At 54.4% G+C, this 25,342-nt stretch carries 26 protein-coding genes and 2 pseudogenes; 12 read left to right on the top strand and 16 right to left on the bottom strand.

The window, feature by feature from the left end; all coding sequences use genetic code 11:
* Positions 1–11: 11 nt before the first annotated feature.
* Both E3E36_RS02155 and E3E36_RS02150 read right to left on the bottom strand, forming a co-directional pair.
* Positions 12–548 carry a tRNA (cytidine(56)-2'-O)-methyltransferase gene (locus tag E3E36_RS02155; protein WP_167893766.1) on the bottom strand — a complete coding sequence of 179 codons (537 nt, stop codon included), beginning with the start codon at positions 546–548 and terminating at the stop codon, positions 12–14.
* A complete protein-coding gene (locus tag E3E36_RS02150; RefSeq protein WP_167893765.1) occupies positions 548–2,152 on the bottom strand; it encodes a transglutaminase-like domain-containing protein in 1,605 nt (534 codons plus the stop codon). Before E3E36_RS02150 ends, E3E36_RS02155 begins: the two co-directional genes overlap by 1 nt.
* Before the next feature lie 50 nt (positions 2,153–2,202).
* Here E3E36_RS02150 and E3E36_RS02145 point away from each other — a divergent pair, with 50 nt between their 5' ends.
* The 5 genes from E3E36_RS02145 to E3E36_RS02120 all read left to right on the top strand — a co-directional run bounded on the left by E3E36_RS02145 (position 2,203) and on the right by E3E36_RS02120 (position 5,887).
* A complete protein-coding gene (locus tag E3E36_RS02145) occupies positions 2,203–2,973 on the top strand; it encodes an S-adenosyl-l-methionine hydroxide adenosyltransferase family protein (RefSeq protein ID WP_167894707.1) in 771 nt (256 codons plus the stop codon).
* Between the two features lie 49 nt (positions 2,974–3,022).
* Entirely contained in the window at positions 3,023–3,592 is a 570-nt protein-coding gene (locus E3E36_RS02140; RefSeq protein ID WP_167893764.1) for a nicotinamide-nucleotide adenylyltransferase, read from the top strand.
* A 54-nt stretch (positions 3,593–3,646) separates the two neighbouring features.
* Positions 3,647–4,336: a nuclease-related domain-containing protein gene (locus E3E36_RS02135; RefSeq protein WP_167893763.1), complete on the top strand. Its 690-nt coding sequence runs from the start codon at positions 3,647–3,649 to the stop codon at positions 4,334–4,336.
* A 7-nt stretch (positions 4,337–4,343) separates the two neighbouring features.
* Entirely contained in the window at positions 4,344–5,096 is a 753-nt protein-coding gene (locus tag E3E36_RS02130; RefSeq protein WP_167893762.1) for a nucleotidyltransferase domain-containing protein, read from the top strand.
* Between the two features lie 284 nt (positions 5,097–5,380).
* Positions 5,381–5,887, top strand: coding sequence for a hypothetical protein (locus tag E3E36_RS02120; RefSeq protein WP_167893761.1), 507 nt, complete (start codon positions 5,381–5,383; stop codon positions 5,885–5,887).
* 166 nt (positions 5,888–6,053) lie between these two features.
* Here the strand turns inward: E3E36_RS02120 and E3E36_RS02115 are convergent, their stop codons facing one another.
* A complete protein-coding gene (locus tag E3E36_RS02115; protein WP_342764367.1) occupies positions 6,054–6,551 on the bottom strand; it encodes a GNAT family N-acetyltransferase in 498 nt (165 codons plus the stop codon).
* A gap of 45 nt (positions 6,552–6,596) precedes the next feature.
* On the opposite strand from E3E36_RS02115, the gene E3E36_RS02110 reads away from it, so the two are divergent.
* Positions 6,597–6,896 (top strand): hypothetical protein, encoded by a 300-nt coding sequence (locus tag E3E36_RS02110; protein ID WP_167893759.1) that lies wholly within the window; start codon positions 6,597–6,599, stop codon positions 6,894–6,896.
* On the opposite strand, the gene E3E36_RS02105 is transcribed toward E3E36_RS02110, so the two are convergent.
* The 4 genes from E3E36_RS02105 to E3E36_RS02090 form a co-directional block, all read right to left on the bottom strand.
* On the bottom strand, positions 6,885–7,463 hold the full coding sequence (locus E3E36_RS02105; RefSeq protein ID WP_167893758.1) for a hypothetical protein: 579 nt from the start codon (positions 7,461–7,463) through the stop codon (positions 6,885–6,887). The genes E3E36_RS02110 and E3E36_RS02105 overlap by 12 nt on opposite strands.
* A gap of 9 nt (positions 7,464–7,472) precedes the next feature.
* Positions 7,473–8,285, bottom strand: coding sequence for a GNAT family N-acetyltransferase (locus E3E36_RS02100; RefSeq protein WP_167893757.1), 813 nt, complete (start codon positions 8,283–8,285; stop codon positions 7,473–7,475).
* 33 nt (positions 8,286–8,318) lie between these two features.
* Positions 8,319–9,182 carry a hypothetical protein gene (locus E3E36_RS02095; protein WP_167893756.1) on the bottom strand — a complete coding sequence of 288 codons (864 nt, stop codon included), beginning with the start codon at positions 9,180–9,182 and terminating at the stop codon, positions 8,319–8,321.
* 72 nt (positions 9,183–9,254) lie between these two features.
* Complete coding sequence (locus E3E36_RS02090) at positions 9,255–10,418, bottom strand: MFS transporter (protein ID WP_167893755.1); 1,164 nt, start codon at positions 10,416–10,418, stop codon at positions 9,255–9,257.
* Positions 10,419–10,480: 62 nt separating this feature from the next.
* On the opposite strand from E3E36_RS02090, the gene E3E36_RS02085 reads away from it, so the two are divergent.
* The 3 genes from E3E36_RS02085 (at position 10,481) to E3E36_RS02075 (ending at position 12,142) form a co-directional block, all read left to right on the top strand.
* On the top strand, positions 10,481–11,071 hold the full coding sequence (locus E3E36_RS02085; RefSeq protein WP_167893754.1) for a class I SAM-dependent methyltransferase: 591 nt from the start codon (positions 10,481–10,483) through the stop codon (positions 11,069–11,071).
* A 92-nt stretch (positions 11,072–11,163) separates the two neighbouring features.
* Positions 11,164–11,610 (top strand): ArsR family transcriptional regulator, encoded by a 447-nt coding sequence (locus E3E36_RS02080; RefSeq protein WP_167893753.1) that lies wholly within the window; start codon positions 11,164–11,166, stop codon positions 11,608–11,610.
* A gap of 10 nt (positions 11,611–11,620) precedes the next feature.
* Positions 11,621–12,142 carry a hypothetical protein gene (locus E3E36_RS02075; protein WP_167893752.1) on the top strand — a complete coding sequence of 174 codons (522 nt, stop codon included), beginning with the start codon at positions 11,621–11,623 and terminating at the stop codon, positions 12,140–12,142.
* A 286-nt stretch (positions 12,143–12,428) separates the two neighbouring features.
* On the opposite strand, the pseudogene E3E36_RS02070 reads toward E3E36_RS02075, so the two are convergent.
* Positions 12,429–13,556 (bottom strand): annotated as a pseudogene (locus E3E36_RS02070) (MFS transporter); the annotation flags it as partial.
* Between the two features lie 234 nt (positions 13,557–13,790).
* Between E3E36_RS02070 and E3E36_RS13375 the strand changes: the two are divergent.
* Positions 13,791–13,883: pseudogene (locus tag E3E36_RS13375) on the top strand (hypothetical protein); the annotation flags it as partial.
* Positions 13,884–14,161: 278 nt separating this feature from the next.
* Positions 14,162–15,472 carry an RNA-guided endonuclease TnpB family protein gene (locus E3E36_RS02065; protein ID WP_167893751.1) on the top strand — a complete coding sequence of 437 codons (1,311 nt, stop codon included), beginning with the start codon at positions 14,162–14,164 and terminating at the stop codon, positions 15,470–15,472.
* Positions 15,473–15,559: 87 nt separating this feature from the next.
* Here E3E36_RS02065 and E3E36_RS02060 read toward each other — a convergent pair whose 3' ends face one another.
* The 3 genes from E3E36_RS02060 to E3E36_RS02050 form a co-directional block, all read right to left on the bottom strand.
* Entirely contained in the window at positions 15,560–15,778 is a 219-nt protein-coding gene (locus tag E3E36_RS02060) for a hypothetical protein (protein WP_167893750.1), read from the bottom strand.
* A gap of 31 nt (positions 15,779–15,809) precedes the next feature.
* Positions 15,810–18,194: a DEAD/DEAH box helicase gene (locus E3E36_RS02055; protein WP_167893749.1), complete on the bottom strand. Its 2,385-nt coding sequence runs from the start codon at positions 18,192–18,194 to the stop codon at positions 15,810–15,812.
* A 61-nt stretch (positions 18,195–18,255) separates the two neighbouring features.
* Positions 18,256–18,585, bottom strand: coding sequence for a DUF5658 family protein (locus E3E36_RS02050; protein ID WP_240911751.1), 330 nt, complete (start codon positions 18,583–18,585; stop codon positions 18,256–18,258).
* 67 nt (positions 18,586–18,652) lie between these two features.
* Between E3E36_RS02050 and E3E36_RS02045 the strand changes: the two genes are divergently transcribed.
* Positions 18,653–19,126, top strand: coding sequence for a hypothetical protein (locus E3E36_RS02045; protein WP_167893748.1), 474 nt, complete (start codon positions 18,653–18,655; stop codon positions 19,124–19,126).
* Here E3E36_RS02045 and E3E36_RS02040 read toward each other — a convergent pair.
* From E3E36_RS02040 to meaB, 5 genes are all read right to left on the bottom strand, one after another.
* On the bottom strand, positions 19,075–19,734 hold the full coding sequence (locus tag E3E36_RS02040; RefSeq protein WP_167893747.1) for a ScpA family protein: 660 nt from the start codon (positions 19,732–19,734) through the stop codon (positions 19,075–19,077). The two genes, E3E36_RS02045 and E3E36_RS02040, sit on opposite strands and share 52 nt — an antisense overlap.
* A 5-nt stretch (positions 19,735–19,739) precedes the next feature.
* Positions 19,740–23,306 (bottom strand): chromosome segregation protein SMC, encoded by a 3,567-nt coding sequence (gene smc / locus E3E36_RS02035; protein ID WP_167893746.1) that lies wholly within the window; start codon positions 23,304–23,306, stop codon positions 19,740–19,742.
* A gap of 56 nt (positions 23,307–23,362) precedes the next feature.
* Complete coding sequence (locus E3E36_RS02030) at positions 23,363–23,791, bottom strand: DUF835 domain-containing protein (RefSeq protein ID WP_240911750.1); 429 nt, start codon at positions 23,789–23,791, stop codon at positions 23,363–23,365.
* Positions 23,792–23,967: 176 nt separating this feature from the next.
* Complete coding sequence (mce, locus tag E3E36_RS02025) at positions 23,968–24,369, bottom strand: methylmalonyl-CoA epimerase (protein ID WP_167893745.1); 402 nt, start codon at positions 24,367–24,369, stop codon at positions 23,968–23,970.
* Positions 24,366–25,325, bottom strand: coding sequence for a methylmalonyl Co-A mutase-associated GTPase MeaB (meaB, locus tag E3E36_RS02020; protein WP_167894704.1), 960 nt, complete (start codon positions 25,323–25,325; stop codon positions 24,366–24,368). Before meaB ends, mce begins: the two co-directional genes overlap by 4 nt.
* Positions 25,326–25,342 lie beyond the last annotated feature (17 nt).

Raw genomic sequence — 25,342 nt, 5'->3', positions numbered from 1 at the left:
GCGACCACCGGTTACCCAAGCTCGATTACCCTCTTCCCGCGCTCCTGTGGGACTATCCTGAGCTTTGCGTTGCTGAACTCCTTCCTGAGGCCCCCACCATCCAGCAGCCTGTCGAGGAAGACCGCCAGAGCGGCAACCTCGCTGTGGGGCTGATTACCAACCGCCACGTTGTAGTCTGCCATCTCGTAGACGTCCCTTGGGACCTTCTCGGCCCCGACGACAACCATCACGTCCCTTCCGGTTTTCAGTTCTCTCTTTATGGCTGGCAGGGCGTCGTCTATGTGGATCCCGTACATCGTCAGGTGGACTATTATTCCCCCGGACTCCTTCCACCCGCGCATCATCCTTTTCCAGCTGGGATCGAATGCTATCTCAAAAGGCCCTCCCCAGCGCCTCACGACGTCCTCGACACTGTCCCTGACGTGCTCATCTTCCTCTGCGGCGATTATTATTTTATCCGCTCCGAATGCCCTCGCTGTTAGTGCCACGTGTGTCGTAATCCTCTTGTCCCTCTCCGGCCTGTGTCCCAGGCGAAGCACCGTTATCATCACTCTTCACCCGCGAATATCTTCCAGTACCTGGTGAAATCGTCGGCCCATTTCATGTTCTTGTAGAAATCATACATGGTTTTTACGTTTTGCTCTATCTGGGAGATGCTGTACTCTCCAACCACCCTGTTGAGGTCGTCCTGGCTGGGCGCCGCTGACATCAGGAAGAGCGCGTAGAGCCTCTCATCCCCCTGGAGGTCGTTAATGGCGATCATGAACTTGGACCTAAGCTCGGGCTTGAGCCTCTGGAGTATTGTGGCAAGCAGCCTGTCTTCCAGGGATGCCATAAAGTACTCAGTAACGTCCACGTGTTCATGCCCCGTGAGCAAGGATGGGTTCTGGGCCACGAGCCGGTATCCTCCGTCGTTTACCAGCTGGTGTACCTTGGGGAAGTATGGGCTTGCAAGGTACTCATCCATGGAACCGAGGAACCCGTGCCGGATGTCAACTATGTACCACCCGTCGGCTGTGTAAAATCCCGTGATTGGATGCTTCATACAGGATGTGCCGTCGTACAGTGTTATCATCATTGCAGGAACGTTGATTGAGCGCATCATGGCGGTGAAGAGTATCTGGGCCTCGCTGTAGCTGGCCCTGTCTTTCAGGAGTATCTCACCGGGTTCAAGGGTTGATGTGTTGCTGGAGAACGAGTAGTGCCTGTCCATCCAGTTCAGTATCGCCCTAGCGGCTTCCACCTCGGATTCGGCCCCGTCGATTATGCCCCGGGTGAAGTTGCCGAGCTCCTTTCTGTCGAACTCGGAGGTTGAGTTGTAGAAGGACTCCCAGTACGAATCAACAATGCGGTTCTTAACAACCCAGTAGTATTCGGGCCCGTATGCCCCGTCAAGGTCATTGCTGGACGCTTCCCACGGCCTCCACACAACTTTCATCGGCACGCTCTCGACGGCACTGCGCTCCACCCTTCCTATGCGGTACTTTACTATCACAGACACGTATCCTTCCCTTTTGGTGTATGGGGCCTTGATGAGGTAGCCGATAGTCACAGTCTGACCCGGCTCAACTGTCTCCGGAACCGCGTCCGAACCCAGCACTTCCATTCCATCAAGGAGGTCAAGCTGGATGTCAGACAGGCTTATCTGGCCGTTCATCGGGTTCTCGATCCTCAGGGTCAGCCGGTAGACGTCCCCACCGCTGACCGTGTCCGGTGCTTCCACAGAAACCGGGATCTCCTCCGAAGAAGATATGGTGTCCGAGACCGTTATCCGGAACTGTCCGTAAAATCCAGTCCAAGAGCGCTTAAGCTCGTCCGTCAGCTCAAGGGAGAGTTTGAGGTTGTAAACTCCCTGTTTGGGAGGGGCGCGCAGTATCCAGACCAGCTGGACGCTCTCACCCACCGGGAGAACCTTGGGGAACTTTGGTTCCTGGAGTATCTGGAAAGTGTCGTCTCCAAGGACCAGCGTGGCCCCGGTGAGCCCGACTTTTCCGGTGTTGTTGACGAGTATCATGACATGGATTGTCCCGCCGGGTCTGACCACAGTCCTGTCCACCGAGAATTTGACCTCGGCGGGAGGTTTGAACAGACAGCCTGATGCCACCACAATGAGAACGAGGAGCAAAGCAGGGATAAACTTTCTCATGGCCATCTTCCAAACCCTTTAAAGCTTCAACCGTTAATAAGCTTTAGGTGATGGGCATGATAACGCTGACGACCGATTTTGGTCTTAGGGGCCCCTACGTGGGTGAGATGAAGGCGGCCATACTCCGGGTGAATCCGAACGCCACGCTGGTTGACGTTACTCATTCCATAACGAGGCACTCCATAGTCGAGGGCTCCTTCGTCATGGAGCAGGTGGTCAAGTATTCGCCGGAGGGAACGGTTCACGTCGGCGTCATTGACCCGGGGGTTGGTACAGAGAGGAGGGCCGTTATAGTCGAGGGCGACCAGTGGCTGGTAGTGCCGGACAACGGTCTCGCAACGCTCCCTATGAGGCACATAAATCCCAGGCGTGCCTGGGCCATAGACCTAGTGAGAATAAGGAGCTTCACTGGATGGAGAATAAGCCCCACCTTCCATGGGAGGGACGTCTTCGGTCCGGCGGGGGCTCTGCTCGAGGCGGGCATAGAACCCGAGCAGTTTGCGGAGGAGGTACCGTTGGAGGGCCTCGTCAGGCTCGACATCGAGCCGAAAAGAAAGGGTGACTCCTGGCTGCTTAGGGTCATCTACATAGACGACTTTGGCAACGTCATCCTGAACCTTGGGGGCTACGGGAGGCCGGAGGCAGTTGAACTGCCTGATCTGGGGCTTAGAATCCCGTACCTTGACACCTATGGACAGGTCGAGCCCGGCGAACTGTTGGCCCTCCCAGGAAGCCATGATTACCTTGAAATAGCGGTCAACCAAGGTTCTGCCGCTGAAAGACTTGGGCTCCGGGTTGGGGATGAACTGAGGGTGCGGCTGGTTTAAGAAAACTGGACGAAAATCCGAAAAATCTTGAACAAGGGGGTGAAAATTCGTGCCAGCTCCAAGACGCGGTCTCTTCGTCGGCCGTTTCCAGCCGGTTCACAACGGGCATATCAGGGCCCTTGAGTTCGTTTTCTCGCAGGTGGACGAGGTGATAATAGGCATTGGTAGTGCTCAGGCCAGCCACACGCTCAAGAACCCCTTCACGACGAGCGAAAGGATGGAGATGCTCATAAGGGCTCTGGACGAGGCGGGTCTGAAGAAGCGCTACTATCTGATTCCACTACCGGACATCAACTTCAACGCTATCTGGTCAACCTACGTCCAGAGCATGGTTCCAAGATTTGACGTCGTCTTCACTGGAAACTCTCTTGTCGCCCAGCTCTTCCGTGAGAGAGGCTATGAAGTCATAGTACAGCCCATGTTCAGGAAGGACATCCTCTCGGCGACGGAGATAAGGAAGCGCATGATGGACGGCGAGCCCTGGGAGGAGCTCGTGCCGAAGAGTGTCGCCGAGTTCATCAGGGAGATCAAAGGCGTTGAGAGGATAAAGATGCTCGCCACAAATCTTGAAAACTCGGAGAAAGAGCTGCAGGCGCCAATAAGGATTCCGGAGTTCTGAGGAGGACAAAAAGAGGTAAAAACTTTACAGTGAAAATGGATTAGGTGGGGTCCTGTGCTATATACACACGAAAGGGCCTCCAAACATCGAGAGAAATTCAAAAAGCTCATGTTGGTAACACTAGCACTGTTTGGATTAGGTTTGATATTTCCTCTGCTTCTTATCGGAGCTTTAATGATGCTTTTGATAAGTCTTAAGGAGTACAACACGTATAAAGCTTGGCAAAAGGGATTTGAAGGGGAATCAAAAGTAATTGATGAGCTTTACATACCAGGTAGCATTCTTTTGTCGGACATTCACCTTCCAGGCAAGAAAGGCAATATCGATCACGTTCTGGTAAGCAGTAGAGGAGTGTTCGTTCTTGAAACAAAGAACTATTCTGGCGAGTATTGGGTTAGTGGAGATACTTGGAAAACGAGGGGATATGGCAGAAGACGGCGGGGCAAAATTGCAGTGAGAAGTCCTGCAGTAGAAGTCAAAAAAGAAGCTACGGCGGTTTCTTCCTTTCTTAAAAAGAAGCTCAGGAGAGAATACACCGTCCATCCTATTATTGTCCTTACTGGGGATGCAAAGATACATGGAATTAAAAGTTCAGAGATTCCAATACTCCATTTGGAAGACGTCCCTGTGTACATCAACAAGTTTCCTAACGTGCTCACTCAAAGGGATATTTTTGAGATATCTCAAACACTGGAAGAGTATGCAGCTCACATAAAAGATATGAGAACGGCAACTGGGGAGTGAAACAAGGATGAGCAGCTGGGAGGCACTTGAAAAGTTCCTGAAGCCATGGAAGGAAAAAGATTTCGTTGAGGCCGCTCTGCTAACTGGAAGTTATGCAGTTGGGCTACAGACCAGATACTCCGATGTGGACGTTTACATCGTGCTCTCCGATGACGTGGAATGGAGGGAGAGGGGAAACGTCGTTATAGATGGGACTTTAATTGAGTACTTCGCAAACCCGGCGAGGCAGATCAGGCACTACTTTGAGAAGGAGTTTGCCCAGAACAGCCGGGCCACCGCGAGGATTATAGTAATTGGGAAAGTGCTCTTTGACAGGACTGGAATAGCTGAGGTTCTAAAGGCGGAAGCGCTGGAATACATGAAGAGACCCTTTGAACGGCCCGATGAGACATGGGTGGAAGTAGCCAAGTACTCCCTCTGGGACATGCTCGACAGCCTGAATGACGCCGGGGAGAGGGGAGACCCCAGCTTCCACTACCTCTACCATCTGGCACTCCACAGGGCCCTTGAGGTCTACTCCAAGTTTTTGGGCTTGGAGGTTCCCCCTGCGAGCAAAGTTTACCGGCTTTTCAGCGACGAAGGGTTTAGAAAGGCGTACATGTTTGAGGAATTTCCAGATGGAGAGTTCGTGAAGCTGTTCCTGAAGGCCCTTGAGAGGTGCGAGACCAGAAACCTTGAGGAAGTGATAACCCACGTCTTTGAGGGGATGGGCGGTTTTGACATCGATGGCTGGCGGCTGAGGACTAAGGTTGAAGTTTAGATGCCGGTGCTCTTGCTGCCCTGGATCTATAAAGCCTCATAAACAGCGCCCCTGTCGCCATGAACGGCACCAGGCTCGCCGCGTACGGGAGAGTCGCGTGGACGCTCGCTAGTGCACCGGCGATGAGGGGGTAACAAGGCCGATCGGCCTGTTGTAGCTCGATATTGCCGCGTGGAACGCACTGGCGTGCTCCTCTGGAATCTCACCCCAGCGCATCTGGAACTCCGTTCGTATTTTTCAGAGACCTTTTAAGGTTTAACGTCGAGCTTTGAGGGAGTGATTCCATGCTCAGGGGGGTCGGCTACCTCCTTTCGATAACGCTCTCGCTCTACGCCCTCTCGGCGCTCTCGGCGGGAGTGGCGTTTTTCTCAACGCTAGTGGGGAGGCTCTTCGGACTTCTTTTGGCCCTCGTCTTGGCATATCTCGTGTCCGGGCTTTTCTATGGCTTTCCTATGGGATGGAGCACTGACCGGGAGAGCATCTCCCACGCCATAGCCCTCATGCTTCCCCTATACGCGCTCTCCTTCGTCGCCATGCTCTACTTTGGTGCGGAAAGGTTCATGGATATGGCGAGGCCAAGCTTTGCGGTAGAATGGGGCCCCTCCCTCATCCCTTACTCCCTCGCCTTCTGGACGCTGAGTGGGATTTTAACGGCGTTCTTCCACAATGCCGTTCCTTACGAGCTTTTCGGCGAGAAGGGAAGGCTCGCGGGGATAGCGGGAGCCACCGCCGTCTTTGCCCTAACTACAACCGGCCCCTGCTCACGGGCTTCTGGAGGCCAGAGGACATAATCTTCTTTGGAGCAGCATTCTCCTACTCTTATTCGGTCAATGGGAAGCCTCTTGCCCTCGTTGTTGCGTACCTGTTCTCTGAGCTTCCCCTCTGGTGGTGTTTGCTCTCTCCCCTCGGCGAGGCGGTCTTTGCGGGCTACATCACGGTTCGGTTTCTTATATCTACCTACTTCCTGCTCAAGCACTTGGCGTAAACTAGCGCCGGCTCGCCCCACTCGGGATGCGGGTCTATCAGCGCGATTCTCACGAAGCCCCTCAGCTCATAGAAAAGCCTCGTCTCATCGTAGGGCTTATACGAGAGGTCACCAGAGGTTTTGACGACGAGAACCTCAAAGCCCCTTCCCTTCGCCCACCCCTCGACGGACTGGAGCAGGTTCGTCCCTATTCCTTTGCCCCTCAGCTCCCGCCTAACGGCCATCCAGAGGATTTCAAGGGCTTTTTCGTTGAGCGGTTTGACCGTTACAAAGCCGAGAACCTCCTCCCCTTCAACGGCAACGAAGGTCTTCTCCTCTCTCAAATCCCGCCCCATAGCCCTCAGACCGGCCTCGTTGAACCACTCTGGCAGGGCCTTCGCTATCTCCAGGCATGCACGCCTTTCTCCTTCGGTTTCGAGGGACTTAATGACCATGCTCTCCTCTCCGTTTTGGCTGGATTCCCATCTCACGGGATATATTTAAACCTCACCTGCGATTTTACCCTGGGGGCAGTGATGAAAAGGGCGGTAGGGTACGTGCTTGTGCTCACGGCTTCGCTCTACGCCATTACCGGAGTTATTCTGCGGAGCGGGGTTTCCCTAACCCCCTCATTGAGGCTTTTGGCGGCCTTTTCGGCCCTACTGATTTCGTTTCTAATCTCGAGGGCATTTTACCCCCGGTTGCCAGGCATGGACATCAAGGGGGAGAGCATCTCCCACGTTCTGGCCCTGATGTTCCCGCTCTATGCCCTTTCCCTCATAGGGGTGCTCTACTTCGGCCCGGAGAGGTTCATGGAGATGACCTTACCTCCATGAAACTCCAACTCTAGACCGTCGTGCGGGACAACGAGCCTTCCGAAGGCGGAGCTTTCCACGGGCGCGATGTAAACCCCCCGCCGGAATCTCGACCTCGCGCATCCAGACGTAGTCCACGTCCACTGCGGAGATGAACTCCAGGAGGTATTCATTGGGCTTTATCCCGTCTTCCTCAAGCCACGCCGGCGGGGGAAGGTTCACGAGGAGCGTCGGCACCTTCTCGTCCTGCAGGAGGCCATACATAGAGTTCCAGAAAGAGAAGACCTTCTCCTGAACGTCCTCGGATAGATCATCGACGGCCGTGTACTGGGAGAGCCATATTACGACATCAGCTTTCCTGAGGATGCCGGCAACGCTTTCTGAAGGCTTTTCTGGAAAATCAGATACCAGCGAGTCGTCGAAACTCCAGAGGAATGGGAGCGCACCAACGCGGATGGCTTCCTCGGCCAGTAAGCTGGCGAAGTTCCTGTTGTGTGCCCCGTGAATTATCAATACAGATTCATCCTTTCCAACGAGCGCTGAGTCCCTGATTATTCGCCTGGCGGCGCTCCTGAGGTTGTTCCTCATCCCAAACACCTAAACCAGCTTTTTCCTGAATACCAGCACGTTCGGCTCCTCGGTTTCGTCCCAGAGGAAGAGGCCAAGCCTTTTCAGTCCCGGCAGGACTGGTTTCATGCCGCTGGGGATCATAAGGTCGAACTCTTTCCGTCCCTTTTCCCGTGCAACCCATGCCATTCCAGGGAGCATGGTCCTCAGGCACGCCAGACCCGTGGAAAGCGGAGTGAAGGTAACCTCGCCCTTTGGGGCAAGGAACTTGAAGCCGTCGATCTCATACACCTCACCCTTTTCCCTTAGCCACTCCAGGGCCTCTTCGCTTCTGTGGACAAATTTCCAGCCCAGAGGAACGATCCCGAAGGGCAGGTCTTCCATAGTCAGCTCCGCCGGCTGGGGCCCCTCCGGCTCAAAGGTCTCTACACTCGCCCCCAGGTTAAAGAACTTCGCGATTATCGAGAAGCCGTCCTTCTTTGCCATGGCTATGCTCTCCCTGTTCAGGAAGTACGTGGAGAACTCAAGGGCCTCAATCTTCCCCTCACGGGCGAGCCTTTCGCCCAGTTCTAGCATGAAGCTGTGGAGCTTTCTCCCGTAGCCCCTGCCCCTGTAGTCCGGGTGAACCCTCAGCCCTTCAAGCCAGCCGACCTTCCCTGGGAGAAGCGTCATCTTGGCCGTGCCGATTACCTTTCCATCAATCTCAAGGACGTAGAAGTTCCCGTCTTTGACCCACTCATCGAAAACCCTCGCCAAGTAATCATCGCCGCCCCATGTTAGCCTTGCAATCTCCTCGATAAAAGGTCTGTCCTCCGGCTTTGCCTCGCGGATGAGCGGTTCCATGTTATCACCAAGTTTAATTCACGTTGTCCCAATTTATGGGTTTGGGAAGGTTAAGTTGAAGATGAGTCCTCCGGCAGTATCTGTAATTTTCTGCTTTATCCCCTCCACAGTTGCGTTGCGGAATGGGATCTTGTCGAGGAGTTCTCTAATTCTCAGTTCATCATCCCTCTCACAGCTCCCTGGAAACGGCTTTGTAATCTCAAGCCGCTTTAAAACACCGGTTCGCTCATCCACCTCCCCCATGATGAGCCAGCGGAGGGAAGTGTTTTCCGCTGAGACGCATTCGAACTCGACGTGAAGCCAGATCCCTTTGTCCGCGACCGAGCCCACTGAACCCCCGCACCTCCCCCGGCTTTCGTTTTGGTCAATCCTGAGAGTGGCGCTGATGTTATCAAAGAGCTTCCAGTAGGCTCGCATGACTGCCGCTTGTGCCGTGTCCTCTGTAATCCCCAGAACCTCTCCAGTGGTGTGATTGATCCGATACGTTATCCACGGGAAGCCCGGCACGCGACTTCCGTTCGAGGGGTAGTAAGCGGAAACGCGGACGTAGACAACGTCTCGCTCTTTCCATCCGTTCAGATTGTGCCACATCCAGAACACACCTTTTTTCGGATCGTAGTCCGCTTCAAAGCTCCAAGAAAAGATGCTTCCGACCGTCAGGGACACGTTTCCGAGTTTCTCCATTATGTCAGGCCGCGTTTCTCTAAGGTGGTCAATCGCGGCGTAAATGTCCCTTCTATACTCCTCCCAGATAATTCGACTAAACTGCTCCTGCTGGTCCTTAAGGCTTTCAAGCTCCCCGCGCAACTCGCGGATTTCGTAGTGCATCTGGGCAATCTGGACGAGCAGGATAAAAACAATGACGAAGGGGATGACGATTTTGAGGTCTTTGTCCATGGCTCATCCCATGTTAATAACGCTTTGAGATTTATAACTTTACCCTTTTGAGTGGTGGCGATGCCAGGCCCTCTAGTCCTTTGTCATACATCCTAACATGGACACAAACAATAGAGATGCCAGAAACGCAATAAACGCCGCGAGGAGTGAGGCATTCAAAACGGTCGTGCCCCTCTCCACAAGCCACGCAAAGAGTATCTGTGATAGAGGAATCACCAGCGTCACTAGCGCGTCAAAAACTCCCCTCGCCTTTCCGAGGCTTTCAAGGGGTATGTACCTCTGCATCAGGCTGTCGAAGGAGACGTTGAGAAGTTCCCCACCGAAGCCCACTAGGAAGACCGCGGGGAAGAGCGCGATCAATGCTGGAACGCCGACAATGAGAAGTGCGAGGCTCTGGAGGAGCATTCCCGCGACCAGTGGTCGCTTTAAACCTGCCAGCCTTCTCCGGGCCAAATACGCCAGTCCCACCACTGCCACGAGGCTTCCGGCCGTTGTGAGAGACTGAAGGAGGCCGTAGAGAACCTTACCCTCCGCAAGTTCCCTCAGGGAGGCGAAGACAAATATTCTAAATGAGCCGAGGGCGAAGTTGAAGAGCAGCACTGAGGTGATGATCCCAATCACGAATCTCCTGTTGACGCCTAGTGGTTCCCCAGGTAGCCCTTCGTCCGTCTTCTCCCTCCCCACTTCAACGTTGAGATACGGAACCAGCGTAAGCGCTCCGGGGATCAAGAGGGCTGCATCAAAGAGCATTGCCCTTATCCCGAAGCCGTAAGCCAGGAGACCGGCCAGGGGAAAGGCTATTAGAGAAACGGCGTTCCCAACGGTTGCCAGCGTCGCGTTCAGTCCCTGGAGCTCGGACTCGTCAAGGGTTATTGAGGCAACTAGCGAAAACCCGTAGTAGCGGTGGAGGATGTCGAGGGCTGAAATGCCCGAAACGATGAGGTAGAACGCCCAAACGTTCGAGGAGAGCGGCACTATGAGAACCGCCAGCAGGGCCTGAAGTATGAGTGCCAGAAAGGCCAGCCTCACCTTTTTGGTCGTTCTATCGAGAGTTCTCCCGAGGATTGGGGGAAGGATGACCCACGGCAGATGCGTGAAGAGCGCAAAACCGCCGATGCTTACCAGCGAGCCCGTCCCCTCCAGCAGGCTCCAGGGTAGGGCGACGCTCTCGATTGCATCTCCCACTATTCTGAGGGACGATGTGAGCAGATGGAGGTGGTAGAGGGTTCGCTTCATGAGAAGAAAGTCAGAGGGAGGATTTAAAAGACTTATGAGGCTGATTTCATCTGGGGTCTGAAATGGAGAGGTGGGACTTCGACGGATGGGCGAGGAGCTACGACGAGGACGTAACAAAGGAGGACTGGATACACAGGGACTACGAAAAGGTTCTCAAGCTCGTCGCGGAGAGGGCCACGGGCCTTGTTGTAGACATTGGCTGTGGCACCGGAAACATCCTGCACTTTCTCAACTGCAAGGGATACATAGGTGTTGAGCCATCCAAGGGCATGCGCAGGAAGTTCGCCGAGAAACACGGCTTCGAGCCGCTCGACGGCCACTTCTTGGCACTCCCCCTACCGGATGGAGTAGCTGACACCGTGATAAGTACCTACACTTTCCATCACGTACCGGACGGTGAGAAAGAAGACGCGATAAGGGAGATGCTTCGGGTTCTAAAGCCTGGTGGGAAGGTAGTCATCGCCGACGTCATGTTTGAGTCAAGGGAGGAAAAGAGGCGTATAGCCGAGGAGGACGGCATAACAGAGGAGATTGAGGACGAGTACTTCGCAACCCTAACCCACCTCAGGGGAATCTGCAGGAAGCTTGAGCTGGAGTGCAGCTTTGAGAGGATAAACCGGTACGTCTGGGTGGGGGAAATAAAGAAGCAGTGAGCAGAGGGCACCGCTGCCCATTTTCATAAGTTCTTCATGTCTGCTCATCTCTGACCGGAAAGGCTATATGATTGAGCAGACAAGGAACCATTATGCCCGATGAAGACCTCGCCAGGGAAGTCCAGGAGCTCAAGAAGGCCCTCGAGGCAATGAGGGCGAGCTTCGAGATCGTTTCTCAAATGGCGCAGTCCTACCTCCGGTTGCTCAACATATACGCCGAATACGGCGGGCTGGGCATAGACGTCGTTATCCCGGAGATAAAGCACGACCCAATAGCGAGGGAGATAGTGAGGATTCTCTTCGACCTCAGGAGGGCAAACGTGAGCCAGATAGCGCGCGAGCTCAAGGGCAGGCGCGGAAAAGCATCGCGCAACACCGTCCGGGCGAAGCTGGAGGGGCTTGTGGAGCTCGGAGTTGTGAGGGAAGTCCCGGTTGAGGGCAGCAGGGGTAGGGTATACACCCTTTCCCGCGACGTGGTCAGAAAGTGGTTAGAGCTGATCGGAATGCCGATTAGGTTTGAGCAGACTAAGGATTATTGAGGTGGTTGATATGGTGGACATTGAAGTTGAGAAGAAGGGCCCGACCCAGCTGGAGAAGCTACTGGAAGAACTGGTTGAGGGGATAAGGAACGCCAAGAGTGAGGAGGAGATCAAGCTCCTAGAGAAGAAGGTCGACATTATTGAAGACCTCATAAATGCCTATGAGGGCGACAGGGATCTCGACAAGGTCGCGATGCTCATGGACAAGGTCGGCCCCATGATAGAGGACATTCTCGGCCCCCTTAAGGAGCTCCTGATGGAGCTTTACAGCCCGGAGAAGATGCAGGCGATGGGCAAGAGCGTGGCCGAATTCTACAAGAACCTTGTCGAGGCCGGTATGGACAAGGAGACGGCGACTGAGCTCACCAAGGAGTACATGAACAGCATCAACGCCGCCAAGAGCCTGCTGGAGATGTTCCAGGGCTTCGTAACGAAGGGGATAAGCCGCCACGGAGGGCCAACAGTCAACATTGTGCACTCAGGTAAGAAGGGGCTCGGGATCGTCGAGGAGGAAGAGAGGGAGAAAGAGTGAGCCTCGGCCGTTCTCTCTTTAAATTTCTTCTCTTCAACCTCCCGCGGCTTTTGTTTCAAGTAGCCGGGCTATTTCGGGCTGTAAACCGGGGCAAGCGGCACTTTAAAAAGGCTCTCAGGAGTGAGGGTCTTCCCAATGAGCTCGTTGAGGAGCTCATGAGGGAGTTCGACCCGCTAGAAGGCGTCAGCCTTAGAGACATTTCAGGATTTTCTCGGCGGCACGTGGAAACTGGAGATAGAAAATGAGTCATCTTCTGTTCTTCTTCGAAATCACCACGAACATCCCCCCCGGCCAGCGCGAAGAACCCCAGGCTCGCCGCGTAGGGCAGGGTCGCGTGGACACTTGCCAGCGCGCCGGCTATGAACGGGGCAATCATCCCTATCAGCCTGCGGTAGCTGGAAATCGCCGCATGGAACTCGCTCGCCTTGTCCTTGGGGATTATTCTAAACATCCACGCTCTGTAGAACGGGAACCAGAAGGTGTTCCCGAAGTCGCCCAGCGCGTAAACCGCAAGGACAAGCCAGAAAGGCGGTGAGAGCGCCATAACTAATGCATAAAACGCGTTAAGGAACATCCCGAATGCTATCGCCCGGAAGCCTTTTTCCTTGGGCACCCTCTCGCTGGTATAGGTGCCGAGGATTGACGCCACACTGCTCGCCACCGCTATCAGCGTGACCTCAAAGACGGTCTTGTGGAGCACGAAAACGACATAGTTGATGAGCACTATCTCCGGGGCGAGCTCCCACGCGAGGGTGAGGAGAGCCTCGAAGACGAGAAGGAGCTTGAACTCGCCTGCTTTAAAGGTGAAGCCCTCTGGCGCAACCCTCTCCTCCTTTCCGACGCTCGGAAGGAAGAACCGAATGTATGCGATGGTAAAAACCGAGAGCAGGCCGAAGAAGAGGAAAGCAAGACGGTAGTGCTCCGGTTCGGTGTAGACGTACCCGAGGAGATAGCCGAGAAGAGGAAACGTTAGTGCCCTCGCGATCTCGGGGAGGCGGAGGTGCCATGCGAAAATCTCCTCGTATTTCTCCTCCGGATAGATTATCTGCTCGTAAGCCCGGTAGAGGGGGTAGAGCATGGAGGAGAGCTTCTCTATGGCCCTTCCAGCGAAGAGTAGGAAAGGCGCTATAGCTCCTTTCGAGATGCCGTAGAGGACGTAGGCTATCCCGTCGAGGACGTCTATCGCGATTAAGCCCTTCTTTATGTCCCAGCGGTTGAAGAGCCTGCCGAAGAGGTATGTGAGCGGGATAGCGGCGACGTTAACGGCGGTGAAGAACGCCCCGACCTCCAGAATGGAGTAGCCAGTCTTCATGAGGTAAAGGGGAAAGAGAATCCAGACTATCAGCCCGGGCGCTATGATGGTGTGGTAGAGCATGTATGCCTTGGCGCCACGGGGAATCTCACTCCAGCGCATGGGAATTAATGAATAACTTTGCATTTAAATTTTTCGGAGGCACTTCATGTATATCAGCGCTTCCTCACCCCACTCGGGATAAGGATCGATCGAAGCAACCCTCACGAACCCTTCCTCTCGTAGAACACCCATGGGAAAATTTCAGGGTTTATTTTGAAGCCATTGAAAACTCTGGTAGAGCATCTTTCCTTTACAAGGATATGGGGGGATTGAACTTTTGCCGTTCAATGGGAAGCCCACATTCACGTTCTCTGGGTTCGAGAGGAATACGAGGGCAAAGGCCTTGGCTCAGAAGTGGGCAAAGAAAAGATAGCTGAGGAGGGCTAAGCGTAATTCCAGAGGATGAAAATGCCAGGCGATTTTATGAAAAAACGGATTTGAAGTCAGGAACTGGCAGGTGAAGGGTATAAAAAATGTTGAAGGATGCGACATAAAAGCAGAGCCCTGTTATGATAACCTTCCAACGTTCCTGAATCTTTCTAACGTTTATATTTTTCTTCCGAAAACCTCGCCCTTCAGGACGGGGATGCAGTAAACCGCCCAACGAGCCATTGGGCGGGAAAGCAATGCTCTTTTAAACCCCAAAACCCATACCATACTTTGAGATGAAGCGGACGGTAACAGTAAAACTCCAGCCAAGCAAGGAGCAGGAGAAAACCCTATTCGAATTAGCCCACGCCACGAGAAAGGTCTGGAACCGAGTGAATTACCTACGGAGACAGGAATTCTTCGGGGGCAAACCTGTGGACTTTCTGAAAACGCAGAAGATAGTCTATGAAGAGTTCAAGAAAGAGATAGGTTCTGCGACGGTTCAGACAATAGCGAGGAAAAACGCCGAAGCTTGGAGAAGCTTTTTCTCGCTCCTTCGGAGCAAAAGGAATGGAGAACTACCCGAATGGTTCAAACCGAGACCACCAAACTATCTGAAAGAAAATGAGAAGAGGAAATTGTTTTTAATTCTCAGGAACGACCAGTACAAAATTGAGGGGAATACGCTAATCCTCAAAGGCCTCGGCAAGTTCAAACGCCTTGAAATTCAGTTCAAAGGCAGGATACACCTGAAGGGCAAGCGGGGAAGGTTAGAGATAACTTATGACGACGTTAAGATGAAGTGGTATGCTCACATCGGTTTCACTATTGAAGAGAAACTAATTGGAGACGAGTGGGTAGATGTTCCAAAACAACCCTTGGGCAACCTCTCTGCTGGCATTGACTTGGGAGTGAATAACTTAATGGCCGTTTACGTTGAGAACGGGGAGAGTTTCTTAGTCAATGGCAGACCGCTAAAGAGCATTGCATTCTACTGGCAAAACAAAATTGCCGATTACCAGTCGAAACTCAATAAATCGGGCTGTAAGAAGAGCAGAAAACTCAAAAGAATGCACCAGAGGACCAAACTTCAAGCAAAACACTACATCAATACTGCAGTTAGACAGACTGTCGAAAAACTCTATCACCTTGGAGTTTCGAGGATTGTGGTTGGCTATCCAAAGGGAATAGCCAGAGGGTCGGAGAAGGGTAGAAAACAGAATTTTATCCTCTCTCACGTGTGGCGGTTCAATATGGTGATTCAACGTCTAAAAGAAGTGGCTGAAGAGTATGGTATTCAGGTTTTGGTTGTTAATGAGGCTTTCACGTCTAAAACTTGCCCCGTCTGCGGGAAGCCCCACGAGGGGGCGAGGTTTGTTCGTGGATTATTTAAGTGTCCCGCAGAGGGGCTTATCTTCAACGCTGATTTAGTTGGAGCTTTCAACATTTTGAGGAAGGTCGTGAAAACGATAACCCCGAACTTGGGTGGTTTGTACGCTCAAGGGAGGGGTAATTGGCCGAAGACCCGGCCTGAGGGGCTGAAAGCCCGCTTTGAGTTGGGCTTTAATGGAGCCCCTCGAACCTCCCCGTCTTTAGCGAGGGGTTAAACCGTTGGAACCCTCGCCGTTCACGGCGGGGAGGAGGTCAGACTTCCGGTCTCTTCCTTTGAAATCTCCACAAAAAAGCCCTTCGATTTAGATCTGGGGGGACTTTGCAATACTCCTTTTGATGAAGGAAGATGTGTAAACCGCAGCCCCCAGCAGGAACGAAAGGACGGGCATAACGTACGCGGCAACGAGCAGTAAGAGACCGGCATCACTGTAACCGGAGTGGTTGGAGAGAACACTTACTAGGAACACTCCTGCGAGCGTTGCCAGCGGGACGGGTTCTGATGCAATTACCCAGCATACCACCCAGGATAGGGGTGAGGGTGGGGGGTGATATCTACTCGCTGCTTTCCTCTTCGACGTAGGGTGCGGTGATCACCTTTCTTATCTCCCTCGCCTTCTTCGGCCCGATCCCTTCAACCTCCTGCAGTTCCTCCTCGGTTGCGGTAAAGACACGCTCAACGCTGCCGAAGTGTTTCAGGAGCCTCTTAGCGAGCGTTGCCGAAACGTTGGGCAGGCCCTCGACTATAAGCCTTTGCCTCTCCGCAAGGGTCAAGGCCTTCTTCTCACTCCTCAGGCGGACCTCCTTTTTCCTCTCTTCCTGCTCGCGCTTCGCCAGGAGGTAGATGAACTGGGCGGTCTCCTCCTTCCCCGAGGAGAACAGTATCGGAACACCCCAATCAAGGGTCACGGCCGCTATCGCACCCCTGATGGCGTTGGGGTGGACGTTTCTGATGCCGTAGAGCTCGCCTTCGATGATTATGACGGGTTTCTCGTACGCCTTTTTGAGCCGCTCTACTTGGTCAAAGAGCCTACCGTCTATTATTGACTGGATGAAGTCGTTGGCGCTCTTGCGCTCTATCCCCACCTCCTCGCTGACTACGTAGTCGGCAATATCGAGCGTCCTCACTTCAACCTCCGCACCAAGCTCCTTCAGGTGCTTTGGTACCCCGCTTCTTAACTCGCGGCTGTCCACATAGACCACTATTCCCTTAGGTTTCCTCACGAAGATGGGCTTTATTGGGAGGTGCTCCAGGGATTCCTTCCCGGGTTTTTCGGCCTTTTCGGACTTCAAACCTTCTCCGCTCTTCTCTGGCTTCTCCTCTTTGGCCTTTTTGGGCTTCAAAAACGCGTCCAGAGGGGTGATCCTTCCCCTGCCCATTTCGACACTCTCCGGGACGTTTTCCCTTATTTCAGCAGACTTTGGTATTTCCCTCTCAAGCTCACGGGCTATCTTCCTTATCGCGTCGAACATGCCCTGCTCCTTCCGCTTTGAGCTCCAGTAATAGGCCTCATCGCGCGTTCCCTTTGCCATCAGCACCACGACCTTCCCGGGCCTGTGCCTCCCAGTTCTGCCGCGCCTCTGGATGCTCCTTATCGCCGAGGGCACCGGCTCGTAGAACACCACCAGATCAACTTCCGGGACGTCGAGGCCCTCCTCACCAACGCTGGTGGCAACGAGAACACTGAACTCCCCCCTTGAAAAACGTCGGAGGACTTCTTTCTGCTGTCTCTGGCTCATTCCCCTGTCGTCCTTTCTGCTGGCCTGGCCGATGAAGCGCTCCGCGGAAACCCCCATTTCCGTGAGTTCCTCAACTATCTTCCGTCCCGTGTCGCGGTAGTTCGTGAAGACTATGATCTTGGAATCAGGCTTTCGCGAAAGCTGCTTTTCAACAAGCTCCTTCAGCCTCTCCATCTTCGGGTGATCCATCCCCAGCTCCTTCGCCTGGACGAGTAGGTATATCACCTTCCTCATGAGGGGGTCTTCCATGAGCTGCCTGCTCGACTTTGTTCTCCTGTCCTCGCGGAGCTTCTTCAGGTAGGCCCTCAGTGCCGTCAAACCCTGGGTTTCGAGGAGCTCTATCGCGTGCTGGAGCTTAACGGCTTTGGCCTGATACATTCTCAGTCTTCCCAGCTCGTAGTTGCCCCTCGCGACCTCCTGGTTTATCCTTGAACCTGCCTGGAGAACTTCCCTCTTCGAGATATCGGGCGAATAGGTGCTGACAAGCTTGAACTGGGCGAGCGGCTTAAGACTCTCCCTGAGCATCTCCCGAAGGAGCTTCCTGACCTCCTTGTATATCCCAGGTAGCTCAACCCTGACCCACTCAAAGGATATCCTCTGGACGTAGGGCTTCACATCGGGCGAATCCTCGTTTCTGACCTCAATCCTCCTGATGCCGAGGTTCTTCACTATCTCACGTATCTTCTCCTCATCGCTTCCCGGTGAAGCGGTTAAACCGAGAACGAGGGGATGGCTGGCAGTCTTAAGGTACTCCCTAGCTATAAAGACGTAGGAATAGCTCCCAACCGCCCTGTGGGCCTCGTCTATGACCAGCAGGACAACGTCCCTGAGGGATACCCTACCCGTCAGGACATCGTTCTCAACCGTCTGGGGGGTGGCGGTTATTACGATGCTGTTCTCCCATACCTCCCTGCGCCTGTCCGGGGAGAGTTCCCCCGTCAGGACGTTTATTCTCTCAGGGGGGAGGTCAAAGAGTCTCCTAAAGCTCTCGGTGTGCTGGAGGGCGAGGGGCTTCGTGGGGGCGAGCATGAGGACTTTGCCACCGTACCTTGAGAGCCTGTAATCCGCTATAAGCATGGCTATGAGCGTCTTTCCCAGCCCCGTTGGGAGAACCACGAGGCAGTTGGTCTCCTTACAGCGAGCGTAGATGACCTCCTGGTAAACGCGCGGCTCGATTACATCTCTTCTGAGATAGCTCATGGTGACCGGTACGTTCAGGAGGCTAAAAATGTTTCACTCCTCTTCACTCCGAAAGGGAAAGCTATATCCCCAGCAGGATCAGTGCGTTGTTCACGACAGGAAGGGCCCTTAGGGCAACGAAGAACTCGGCGAAGTACCTGAAGGCCACGCTCAGCTTTTCGAGCTTCAGGGCAACCACCAGAACCGCGACGCCGATGGCGGTGTAGGCGGCATAACTGCCTATGAAAAGGTATGGGCTCGACATCCTCCCTGCCATAGCGGGGTTAATCTCGGCATGGCCCATCCTGACCCCGGCCAGGGTGGTAAGGAGGTCGAGGGCGGACAGCAGAAGGAACACCGCTGGATATACCAGCAGGCTGCCGGCAGGGAGATGGGGGGTGTGTACTCTCATTAGTGGTCATCACCTACATAAATACCTACACACAGGAAGGTTTAAACCTTTCGCCATAACTTGATCCATGCTTCTAACGAGGCACGCAAAGGAGCGGCTCGTAAAAAGGCTGACGAAGAGGAGAAAGCTCGGGTGCATATACTCCGAGCTCTGGTCGTTCCTCGACCGGTCGGTGAGGCTAGACGTTGGGGAAGGGATAGTCATCTTCACTGACGGCAGGAAGAGCCTCGTCTGCACAAAACTCGACTGCGAGAGGCTCCCCCTGGAGGAGATACGTAGGCGGGTAGCAGGCACCGAGAGATCATACGAATGCGTCTTTTTTGACGGCAGGCTCGTGAAGGAGACTACCCCCAGAAAGTTCATTGAGGAAGTGCCCGACGGGGAGTACTGCTTCTATATAAATATGAAGAAAAGGAGCCTCTATATTGGGAGCAGGGAACCCTTCCTGGTGATAACCATAAGGCCCGCGAAGGGGAGGGAGAGAGAGGCCTACGCCTCCTCCAGGGGCACCACCATGATGTCCCCAAACGGCTCCTCTTGAATCAGCTCCACCTTCCCCATGTTCGAGAGAAACAGGAGGTAGAGGAACGTTCTGGCTATTATTTTCGGACTGGGGTCGAAGACGAGATCCCAGAAGTTTATGGGCCTCCCTGTTTCCAGGTACATCTTCCTGACTATCTCGTGGAGCCTGTAAACGTGCTTCTCGATGTCAACGCGGAAGTCGTCAACGACGAACACTTCCTCCTCTATCTCGACCCTCTTTTTCTTCCGCGGCTTCCTCTTCTCTGCCTCCTCAAGGGCGTCCATAAGGGCATCCAGAAGGTCGTCAAAGGTGTAGTAGCGCTCCACCCTGCGGAGTGGGGGTGCCAGAGGCTCAACCTCAACGTGGAGTCTCTCCTCGTGCTGTTCCTCACTTTCCTCCTCGTCAGCGTAGAGCAGTGCCTCGCTCTTCATCCTGACGAGGATCGAAGCGGCTAAGATAGCCCTCGCCGAGACGCGGAGGTCGAGCTCCTTCATCTCCCTCAGCCGTTCGATGTACTTCTCGGTAAGATCGACTATGTCGATGTTCCAGGGGTCGACCTTTCCGAGCTGGACGAGCTGGAGCAGGATGTCAACGGGGGTTATCTCCTCCTCGCGGCGCGATTCCATAGTTCTCACCCGCTCAAATGCCCGAACATCTCCGCGTGCTCGGCTTCGCTCCTCTTCTTGGCCTCTTCGAGTATCTTCAGGGCCTTTTCAAGGCTCAGAGCCACGACCCTGCTCACTCCCTTCCTCATACTGACGCCGATTATCTTGTCCGCGTTGGCCATCATGACGTCCCTGAGGGTTATGACTATGAACTGGCTGTCCCTCGACGCCTCCTTGATGAGATCAGCAACGCGTTTGACGTTCGCATCGTCGAGGTGTGCATCTATCTCGTCGAAGAGGTAGAATGGAGCGGGCTTGTAGCGCTGTATTGCGAAGACGAAGGCGAGTGCCGTTAATGCCTTCTCGCCGCCGCTCATAGCCTCAATCCTCTTGACGTCCTTTCCTGCTGGTTTAGCCTCTATCTCAAGTCCCCCCGCGAATGGATCGTCGGGATTTTCTAGGATGAGCCTGGCGCTTCCTCCTGGAGAAAGCTTCGCGAAAAGCTCCGAGAAGTTCTTGGCTATCTCGCTGAGGGTCTGGAGGAACACCTGCTTCTTCTGCCCCTCTATTTCTTCGATGAACTCTTCTATGCTCTCCTTCTCGGCAACCACCTGCTCGCGTTTGCTCTTCAGCTCAAGGTACCTCCGCTCGACGACCTCGAAGTCCTCAATGGCCTTCATGTTGACCGGTTCGAGGGCGCGTATCTCCTCCTCCATCTTCTCTATTTGCTCCCTCAGGGCCTCAAGCTCCAGCGGGACTTCCTTTATTGACCTGATGAGTTTGGCATCATGGTGTTTCAGCTCGTCCTGCTTCTCCTTTAGCGTCGCCTCATACTGGGCGAGCTTTATCTTGAGGGTGTTGGCCTCTATGCGCAGCTCCTGGAGCTTTGAGCTTAGATCATCCTTCTCTTGCCTGAGGTCAATAATCTCGTTCCTGAACCTTTCACGCCGTTCGCGGAGCTCTTTGAGCTCGTCCTTTACGTTCTCCTCCGCCCTCTTCAGCTCATCAAGCTCGGCCTCAAACTCTTTTATAGCCCTCTCGTTCTCCTCGATGTTGGCCTTTAGGGCGTTTATTCTGTTGATAAGGCCCTCAATTTCTTCCTCCAAATCGGCTTTCCTCGGAAGGAGCTCCTCGTTTATCCTGGCCTCAAGGTTCTCCAGCTTGCTCTCGACTTTGCTGAGCTCCTCCCTCAGCTTGCTTATCTCGTGCTCGACCTCCCTGATCTTCTGGTTGAGCTCTCTCGCCTCGGGGTTCTCCAGGGCCCTCTTGAGCTTCTCCCTCTTTTTCTCCAGCCTCTCTATCCTCCCCCTGAGCCTGGCCATCTCACCCTTGGTCTCGTGGATCTTCTTCTCAAGAGCACTTATGAGCCGCTCGCTCTCCTCTATGCCCTCCTTAAGTGCCCTGTCTTCAGCGAGGAGCCTCTCCATTTCCCTCTGAATCACCTGGAGGTCTTTGCTCAGATCGCTTTTCTTCATGCGCAGCTCGAAGAGCTCGTTCTGGAGCCCTTTGATCTCCAGGCGGAGGGCATTGACAGCGGATTCCAGGGCATCCTTTTCCCTCTCCAGCCTTTCCACCCTGGCCCTTATCTCGTCAACGCTCACACCGAGCTTTCCGCGCGGCCGGTAGTGGCCGCCGGTTATGGCACCGCTCCTCTCCAGGAGCTCACCGCCGAGGGTCACCATGCGGACTTTCCCTATCCCCACGGCCCTTGCCTCATCCATGTCCCCAACTATGAGGGTGTCCCCGAGGGCATAGGCAACGGCGTTCTTAAAGCGCGGGTCGTACTGGACGACGTCCATCGCCGGAATGCCAAAGGATGGTCTCTCCTTCATGGAGCGCGGCTTTATCCTGTTGAGCGGGAGGAAGGTCAGCCTTCCGAGCTTTTTCTCCTTGAGGAGCTTGATGGCCCTCTCAGCAACCCTGTCGTCCTCCACAACGACGTTGTCGTAGTGTCCGCCGAGGGCTACCTCAACGGCGAGGGCGTATTCCTCATCGGCAACAGTTATCAGCTCCCCCAGTGTTCCGTAGAGGCCGGGAATGTTCTGTTTCTTTAAGAACTCAACGGCACGGTTCCCCCTGACCTCCCTCTGGGCCTCTGCTTTTATCAGCTCCTCCCTGGCCTTCGCCAGCTGGGCCTCGGCAGACTTAAGCATCTTTGTCTTCTCTTCAAGCTCTTTCTCTGCCTTCCTCAGCCGGGACTCGGCCTTCGACATCCTGCCATCTATCTCCCCCAGCTCCGAGCGCTTGGCCTCCAGCGAGGCCTTTGCCTCATCTATTTTTGACTTGAGGGCAATCCTCCGGGTGCTGTCCTGGGCCATCTTCGCCTTCAGACGCTCTATCTCCTCCTCAAACTTCCTGATGTCGCTCTCCTTCATGTAGAGCTCCTTCTTGGCCTCCTCAAGCTCGCCGACTACCCTGTCAAACTCCTCCTTCGCTATCGCAAAGTCCCTGTCTATCTCGCCCAGCTTGATGACCAGCTCGTTCTTGACGACCTCCCTCTCCTTTATCTCCGCGATGAGCTTCTCACGCCTCTTACTCCAGCGGACTATGGCATTCCTGCCCTTTTCAATTTCATCCGAGACCTTTCTGAGCTCCTCCTTTGCCCTGGTCAGACGGTGCTGGCTGTCCTCAATTTCCCTCTGGGCGAGCTCTATGTTCTTCCTAGCCATCCCTATCTTTGACTTGACCTCGCTTATCCTCCTCGTGACCTCCAGGATGCCGTCCTCGCTCTTCTCTTCCAGCTCCCTCTCTATGGCGTTCAGCTCCTTCTCCCTCTCCACTATCTCCCTAGCGATGTCCTTCAGCCTCGCCTCCATTGCAGATATCTCGGCCTCGATCTCCTTGTCGCGGAGAGTGCTCTCCTGGATCAGATTTTCCAGCCTCCTTATCTCACCCAGGAGGAGCGTAACCTTCGCCTTCTCGACACGGTCTTTGAGGTCGAGGTAGCGGAGGGCATCGTTGCGCTCCTTCTCAAGCTTGTCGAGCTGTGCCTTGACCTCACGGATGAGCAGGTCAACGCGGGCGAGGTTTTCTTCGGCCTGCTTGAGCTCCTTCAGGGCCTTCTCCTTCTTGGCGTCGTACTCGGCTATTCCGGAAATCTCATCAATGAGGAGCCTCCTCTCGGTAGGGCTCATCTTGATGAACTTGGTTATATCTCCCTGGAGAACAAGGTTGTATCCTTCAGGGGATATCATTGCCGCGCTGAGGACATCGAGTATGTCGCTCCTGCTGGTTCTCTTGCCGTTGAGCCAGTACGTGCTCCTGCCGTCGGGATAGACGCGGCGCTTTATTACCACCTCGTCCTCATCGACCGGGAAACCCCTATCCTCATTGTTGAAGTACATGGCCACTTCGGCGTACTTCGCTGGAGGTTCGGTTTTCGTTCCCGCGAAGATGAGGTCGCTTATTCTCGTGGCACGCATTGCCTTGGCGGACAGGCCGCCGAGAACGAACAGAACTGCGTCACCGATGTTGCTCTTTCCAGAACCGTTGGCCCCAACGATGGCAGTGAACCCCTTGGACAGCGGGACAACTACCTTCCGGTTGCCGTAGGATTTGAAGCCTTTCATTTCAATCTTCTCAATGTACGGCATGCCTTACACCTGAACTGGAAAAGTGGTGAAGGGGTTATATAACTTTACCTGCGGGCCTAATCAACTATTTTCTTCAGGATGTTGACCACAATGGGCTCCAGGCCCTCCCCGACAGTAACGTAGAACTCGCAGCCGTTGATCACAGCCATGTCTCTTATCTTGCTGACGAAACGGAGCGTTGATTCGACCCCGTTCTCCAGAATCAGGTACTCCACCGCGTCCAGAATCACGTCGGCCTCGCCTTCCCTGAGCTGCTCCCAGACCCGTTGCTCTATCGCATGGAGTCTGGAGGGCGGCACCCCCTGGGGGTGGGATATCTTGGTGAGCCATATCTGCTGGATGTTCTCTGCCCTGATCTCACAGGGCGGCTTCCTGGTTATAAGGAGCTTTTTCCTATCGCCGTTTGCCTGGAGTAACTCGCCCAGGCGGCGGTAGTCAATGACCCGTGATTCGGAGGGGGATCTCCTCAGTTTCAGCATCTCCATCCCCTGTAAGGATTTCACCGTGGTGTGCCCTGGTGCGGCTTTAGAGACATCGTAGCATTGATGATAGGTATATAAATATTTTTCCTACTTGGGTGAACATAAATCCCCAACCGAGCCACATTGTGACGAACAAAAACCAAAAACAACCGGGGAGTACGGAGGCGCGCCTGCGCCGCTCATTCCTCCCTTTCGCAGAGCTCAAGAAGGACCCCTGTGACGGCCTTCGGGTGGACGAAGGCTATCTTGGCGCCGCCGGCACCGGTGCGGGGCTTCTCGTCTATGAGCCTGTAACCGGCCTCTCTGAGCCCCTCAAGGTGGGCCTCGATGTCATCAACGCCGAGGGCTATGTGGTGTATTCCCTCACCGCGCTTGGCCAGGAACTTTGCTATCGGGGAGTCCTCAGCGGTCGGTTCAAGGAGCTCTATTCTGCTCTCCCCGACGTGAATTATCGCAGTCCTGACCTTCTGCTCCGGAACTTCCTCAATCTCTTCGACCTTAAGGCCGAGACCCTCCCAGATCCTGATAGCCTCCTCCAGGTTTTTAACAGCTATACCCACGTGGTCTATCTTCTTTATCATACCTTCACCCCCAAGGCTTCTTCAAGGACAAGATCCGCAGCAGAGTATGGGTCTATCTCCCTCCGGACGATCCGATCTATCAAGGACGCAACCTCCTCGTCATCCAGCTTTTCGCCTATCATCCTGGCGATCCTGCCGGACACTATGGTTTTAACCTCCTCCTCTGCCCTGAAGCGCCTCTTGCGTTCTACCTCCCCACTCCTGTTGAGGAAGTCCCTGTGATTGCTGATAGCCCCCCAGAGGTCGCGTATGCCCCTCATGGTTGTCGCGACCGTCTCGATTATCGGCGGCCTCCAGCCCCTCTTTTCCCAGCGCTCCTTTTCCAGGTCGAGCATCATGTTGAGCTCGAAGTACGCTGCATCCGCCCCCTCCTTATCGGCCTTGTTGATTACAAAGACGTCTGCTATCTCCATGAGGCCAGCCTTGATGGCCTGTATGTCATCGCCCAGTCCTGGAACCGTGACGAGGACGACGGTGTCGGCAGTCTTCACGATGTCAATCTCAATCTGACCGACTCCCACGGTCTCGACGAAGATTATGTCGCAGCCGTAGGCGTCGAGAACCTTGATGGCGTCGTTGGTGGCCTTGGCAAGGCCGCCGAGGGAGCCGCGAGTGGCCATACTCCTTATGAAAACGCCCGGGTCGGTGGAATGCCTCTGCATCCTTATCCTGTCGCCGAGAAGGGCGCCGCCTGTGAAAGGTGAGGTAGGGTCTATGGCTATAACGCCGACAACCTTACCCTCCTCACGAACGACCCTGATGAGCTTGTCGAGAAGCGTTGATTTGCCGGCCCCTGGTGGACCGGTTATTCCCACAATGTAGGCGTTGCCGGTGTGGGGGTAGATCTTCCGTATTATTTCCCTCGCCTTCTCCTCATCATTTTCGACGAGGGTTATCAGCCTTGCCGTGGCCCGCTTGTCCCCCTTAAGCATGCGTTCCACAAGATCGTCTATCATCGTCACCACTCGGACAA

The sequence above is a fragment of the Thermococcus sp. M36 genome (assembly GCF_012027355.1).
Taxonomy (GTDB): Archaea; Methanobacteriota_B; Thermococci; order Thermococcales; family Thermococcaceae; genus Thermococcus.
This window is presented reverse-complemented; position numbering and strand designations above follow the sequence as displayed.

Bases quoted from the DNA above. Each gene is read 5' to 3' on its own strand.
- E3E36_RS02155 (WP_167893766.1), bottom strand. From the start codon at position 548: ATGATAACGGTGCTTCGCCTGGGACACAGGCCGGAGAGGGACAAGAGG.
- E3E36_RS02150 (WP_167893765.1), bottom strand. From the start codon at position 2,152: ATGGCCATGAGAAAGTTTATCCCTGCTTTGCTCCTCGTTCTCATTGTG.
- E3E36_RS02145 (WP_167894707.1), top strand. From the start codon at position 2,203: ATGATAACGCTGACGACCGATTTTGGTCTTAGGGGCCCCTACGTGGGT.
- E3E36_RS02130 (WP_167893762.1), top strand. From the start codon at position 4,344: ATGAGCAGCTGGGAGGCACTTGAAAAGTTCCTGAAGCCATGGAAGGAA.
- E3E36_RS02120 (WP_167893761.1), top strand. From the start codon at position 5,381: ATGCTCAGGGGGGTCGGCTACCTCCTTTCGATAACGCTCTCGCTCTAC.
- E3E36_RS02110 (WP_167893759.1), top strand. From the start codon at position 6,597: ATGAAAAGGGCGGTAGGGTACGTGCTTGTGCTCACGGCTTCGCTCTAC.
- E3E36_RS02105 (WP_167893758.1), bottom strand. From the start codon at position 7,463: ATGAGGAACAACCTCAGGAGCGCCGCCAGGCGAATAATCAGGGACTCA.
- E3E36_RS02100 (WP_167893757.1), bottom strand. From the start codon at position 8,285: ATGGAACCGCTCATCCGCGAGGCAAAGCCGGAGGACAGACCTTTTATC.
- E3E36_RS02095 (WP_167893756.1), bottom strand. From the start codon at position 9,182: ATGGACAAAGACCTCAAAATCGTCATCCCCTTCGTCATTGTTTTTATC.
- E3E36_RS02090 (WP_167893755.1), bottom strand. From the start codon at position 10,418: ATGAAGCGAACCCTCTACCACCTCCATCTGCTCACATCGTCCCTCAGA.
- E3E36_RS02085 (WP_167893754.1), top strand. From the start codon at position 10,481: ATGGAGAGGTGGGACTTCGACGGATGGGCGAGGAGCTACGACGAGGAC.
- E3E36_RS02080 (WP_167893753.1), top strand. From the start codon at position 11,164: ATGCCCGATGAAGACCTCGCCAGGGAAGTCCAGGAGCTCAAGAAGGCC.
- E3E36_RS02075 (WP_167893752.1), top strand. From the start codon at position 11,621: ATGGTGGACATTGAAGTTGAGAAGAAGGGCCCGACCCAGCTGGAGAAG.
- E3E36_RS02065 (WP_167893751.1), top strand. From the start codon at position 14,162: ATGAAGCGGACGGTAACAGTAAAACTCCAGCCAAGCAAGGAGCAGGAG.
- E3E36_RS02055 (WP_167893749.1), bottom strand. From the start codon at position 18,194: ATGAGCTATCTCAGAAGAGATGTAATCGAGCCGCGCGTTTACCAGGAG.
- E3E36_RS02050 (WP_240911751.1), bottom strand. From the start codon at position 18,585: ATGAGAGTACACACCCCCCATCTCCCTGCCGGCAGCCTGCTGGTATAT.
- E3E36_RS02045 (WP_167893748.1), top strand. From the start codon at position 18,653: ATGCTTCTAACGAGGCACGCAAAGGAGCGGCTCGTAAAAAGGCTGACG.
- E3E36_RS02040 (WP_167893747.1), bottom strand. From the start codon at position 19,734: ATGGAATCGCGCCGCGAGGAGGAGATAACCCCCGTTGACATCCTGCTC.
- smc (WP_167893746.1), bottom strand. From the start codon at position 23,306: ATGCCGTACATTGAGAAGATTGAAATGAAAGGCTTCAAATCCTACGGC.
- E3E36_RS02030 (WP_240911750.1), bottom strand. From the start codon at position 23,791: ATGGAGATGCTGAAACTGAGGAGATCCCCCTCCGAATCACGGGTCATT.
- mce (WP_167893745.1), bottom strand. From the start codon at position 24,369: ATGATAAAGAAGATAGACCACGTGGGTATAGCTGTTAAAAACCTGGAG.
- meaB (WP_167894704.1), bottom strand. From the start codon at position 25,325: ATGATAGACGATCTTGTGGAACGCATGCTTAAGGGGGACAAGCGGGCC.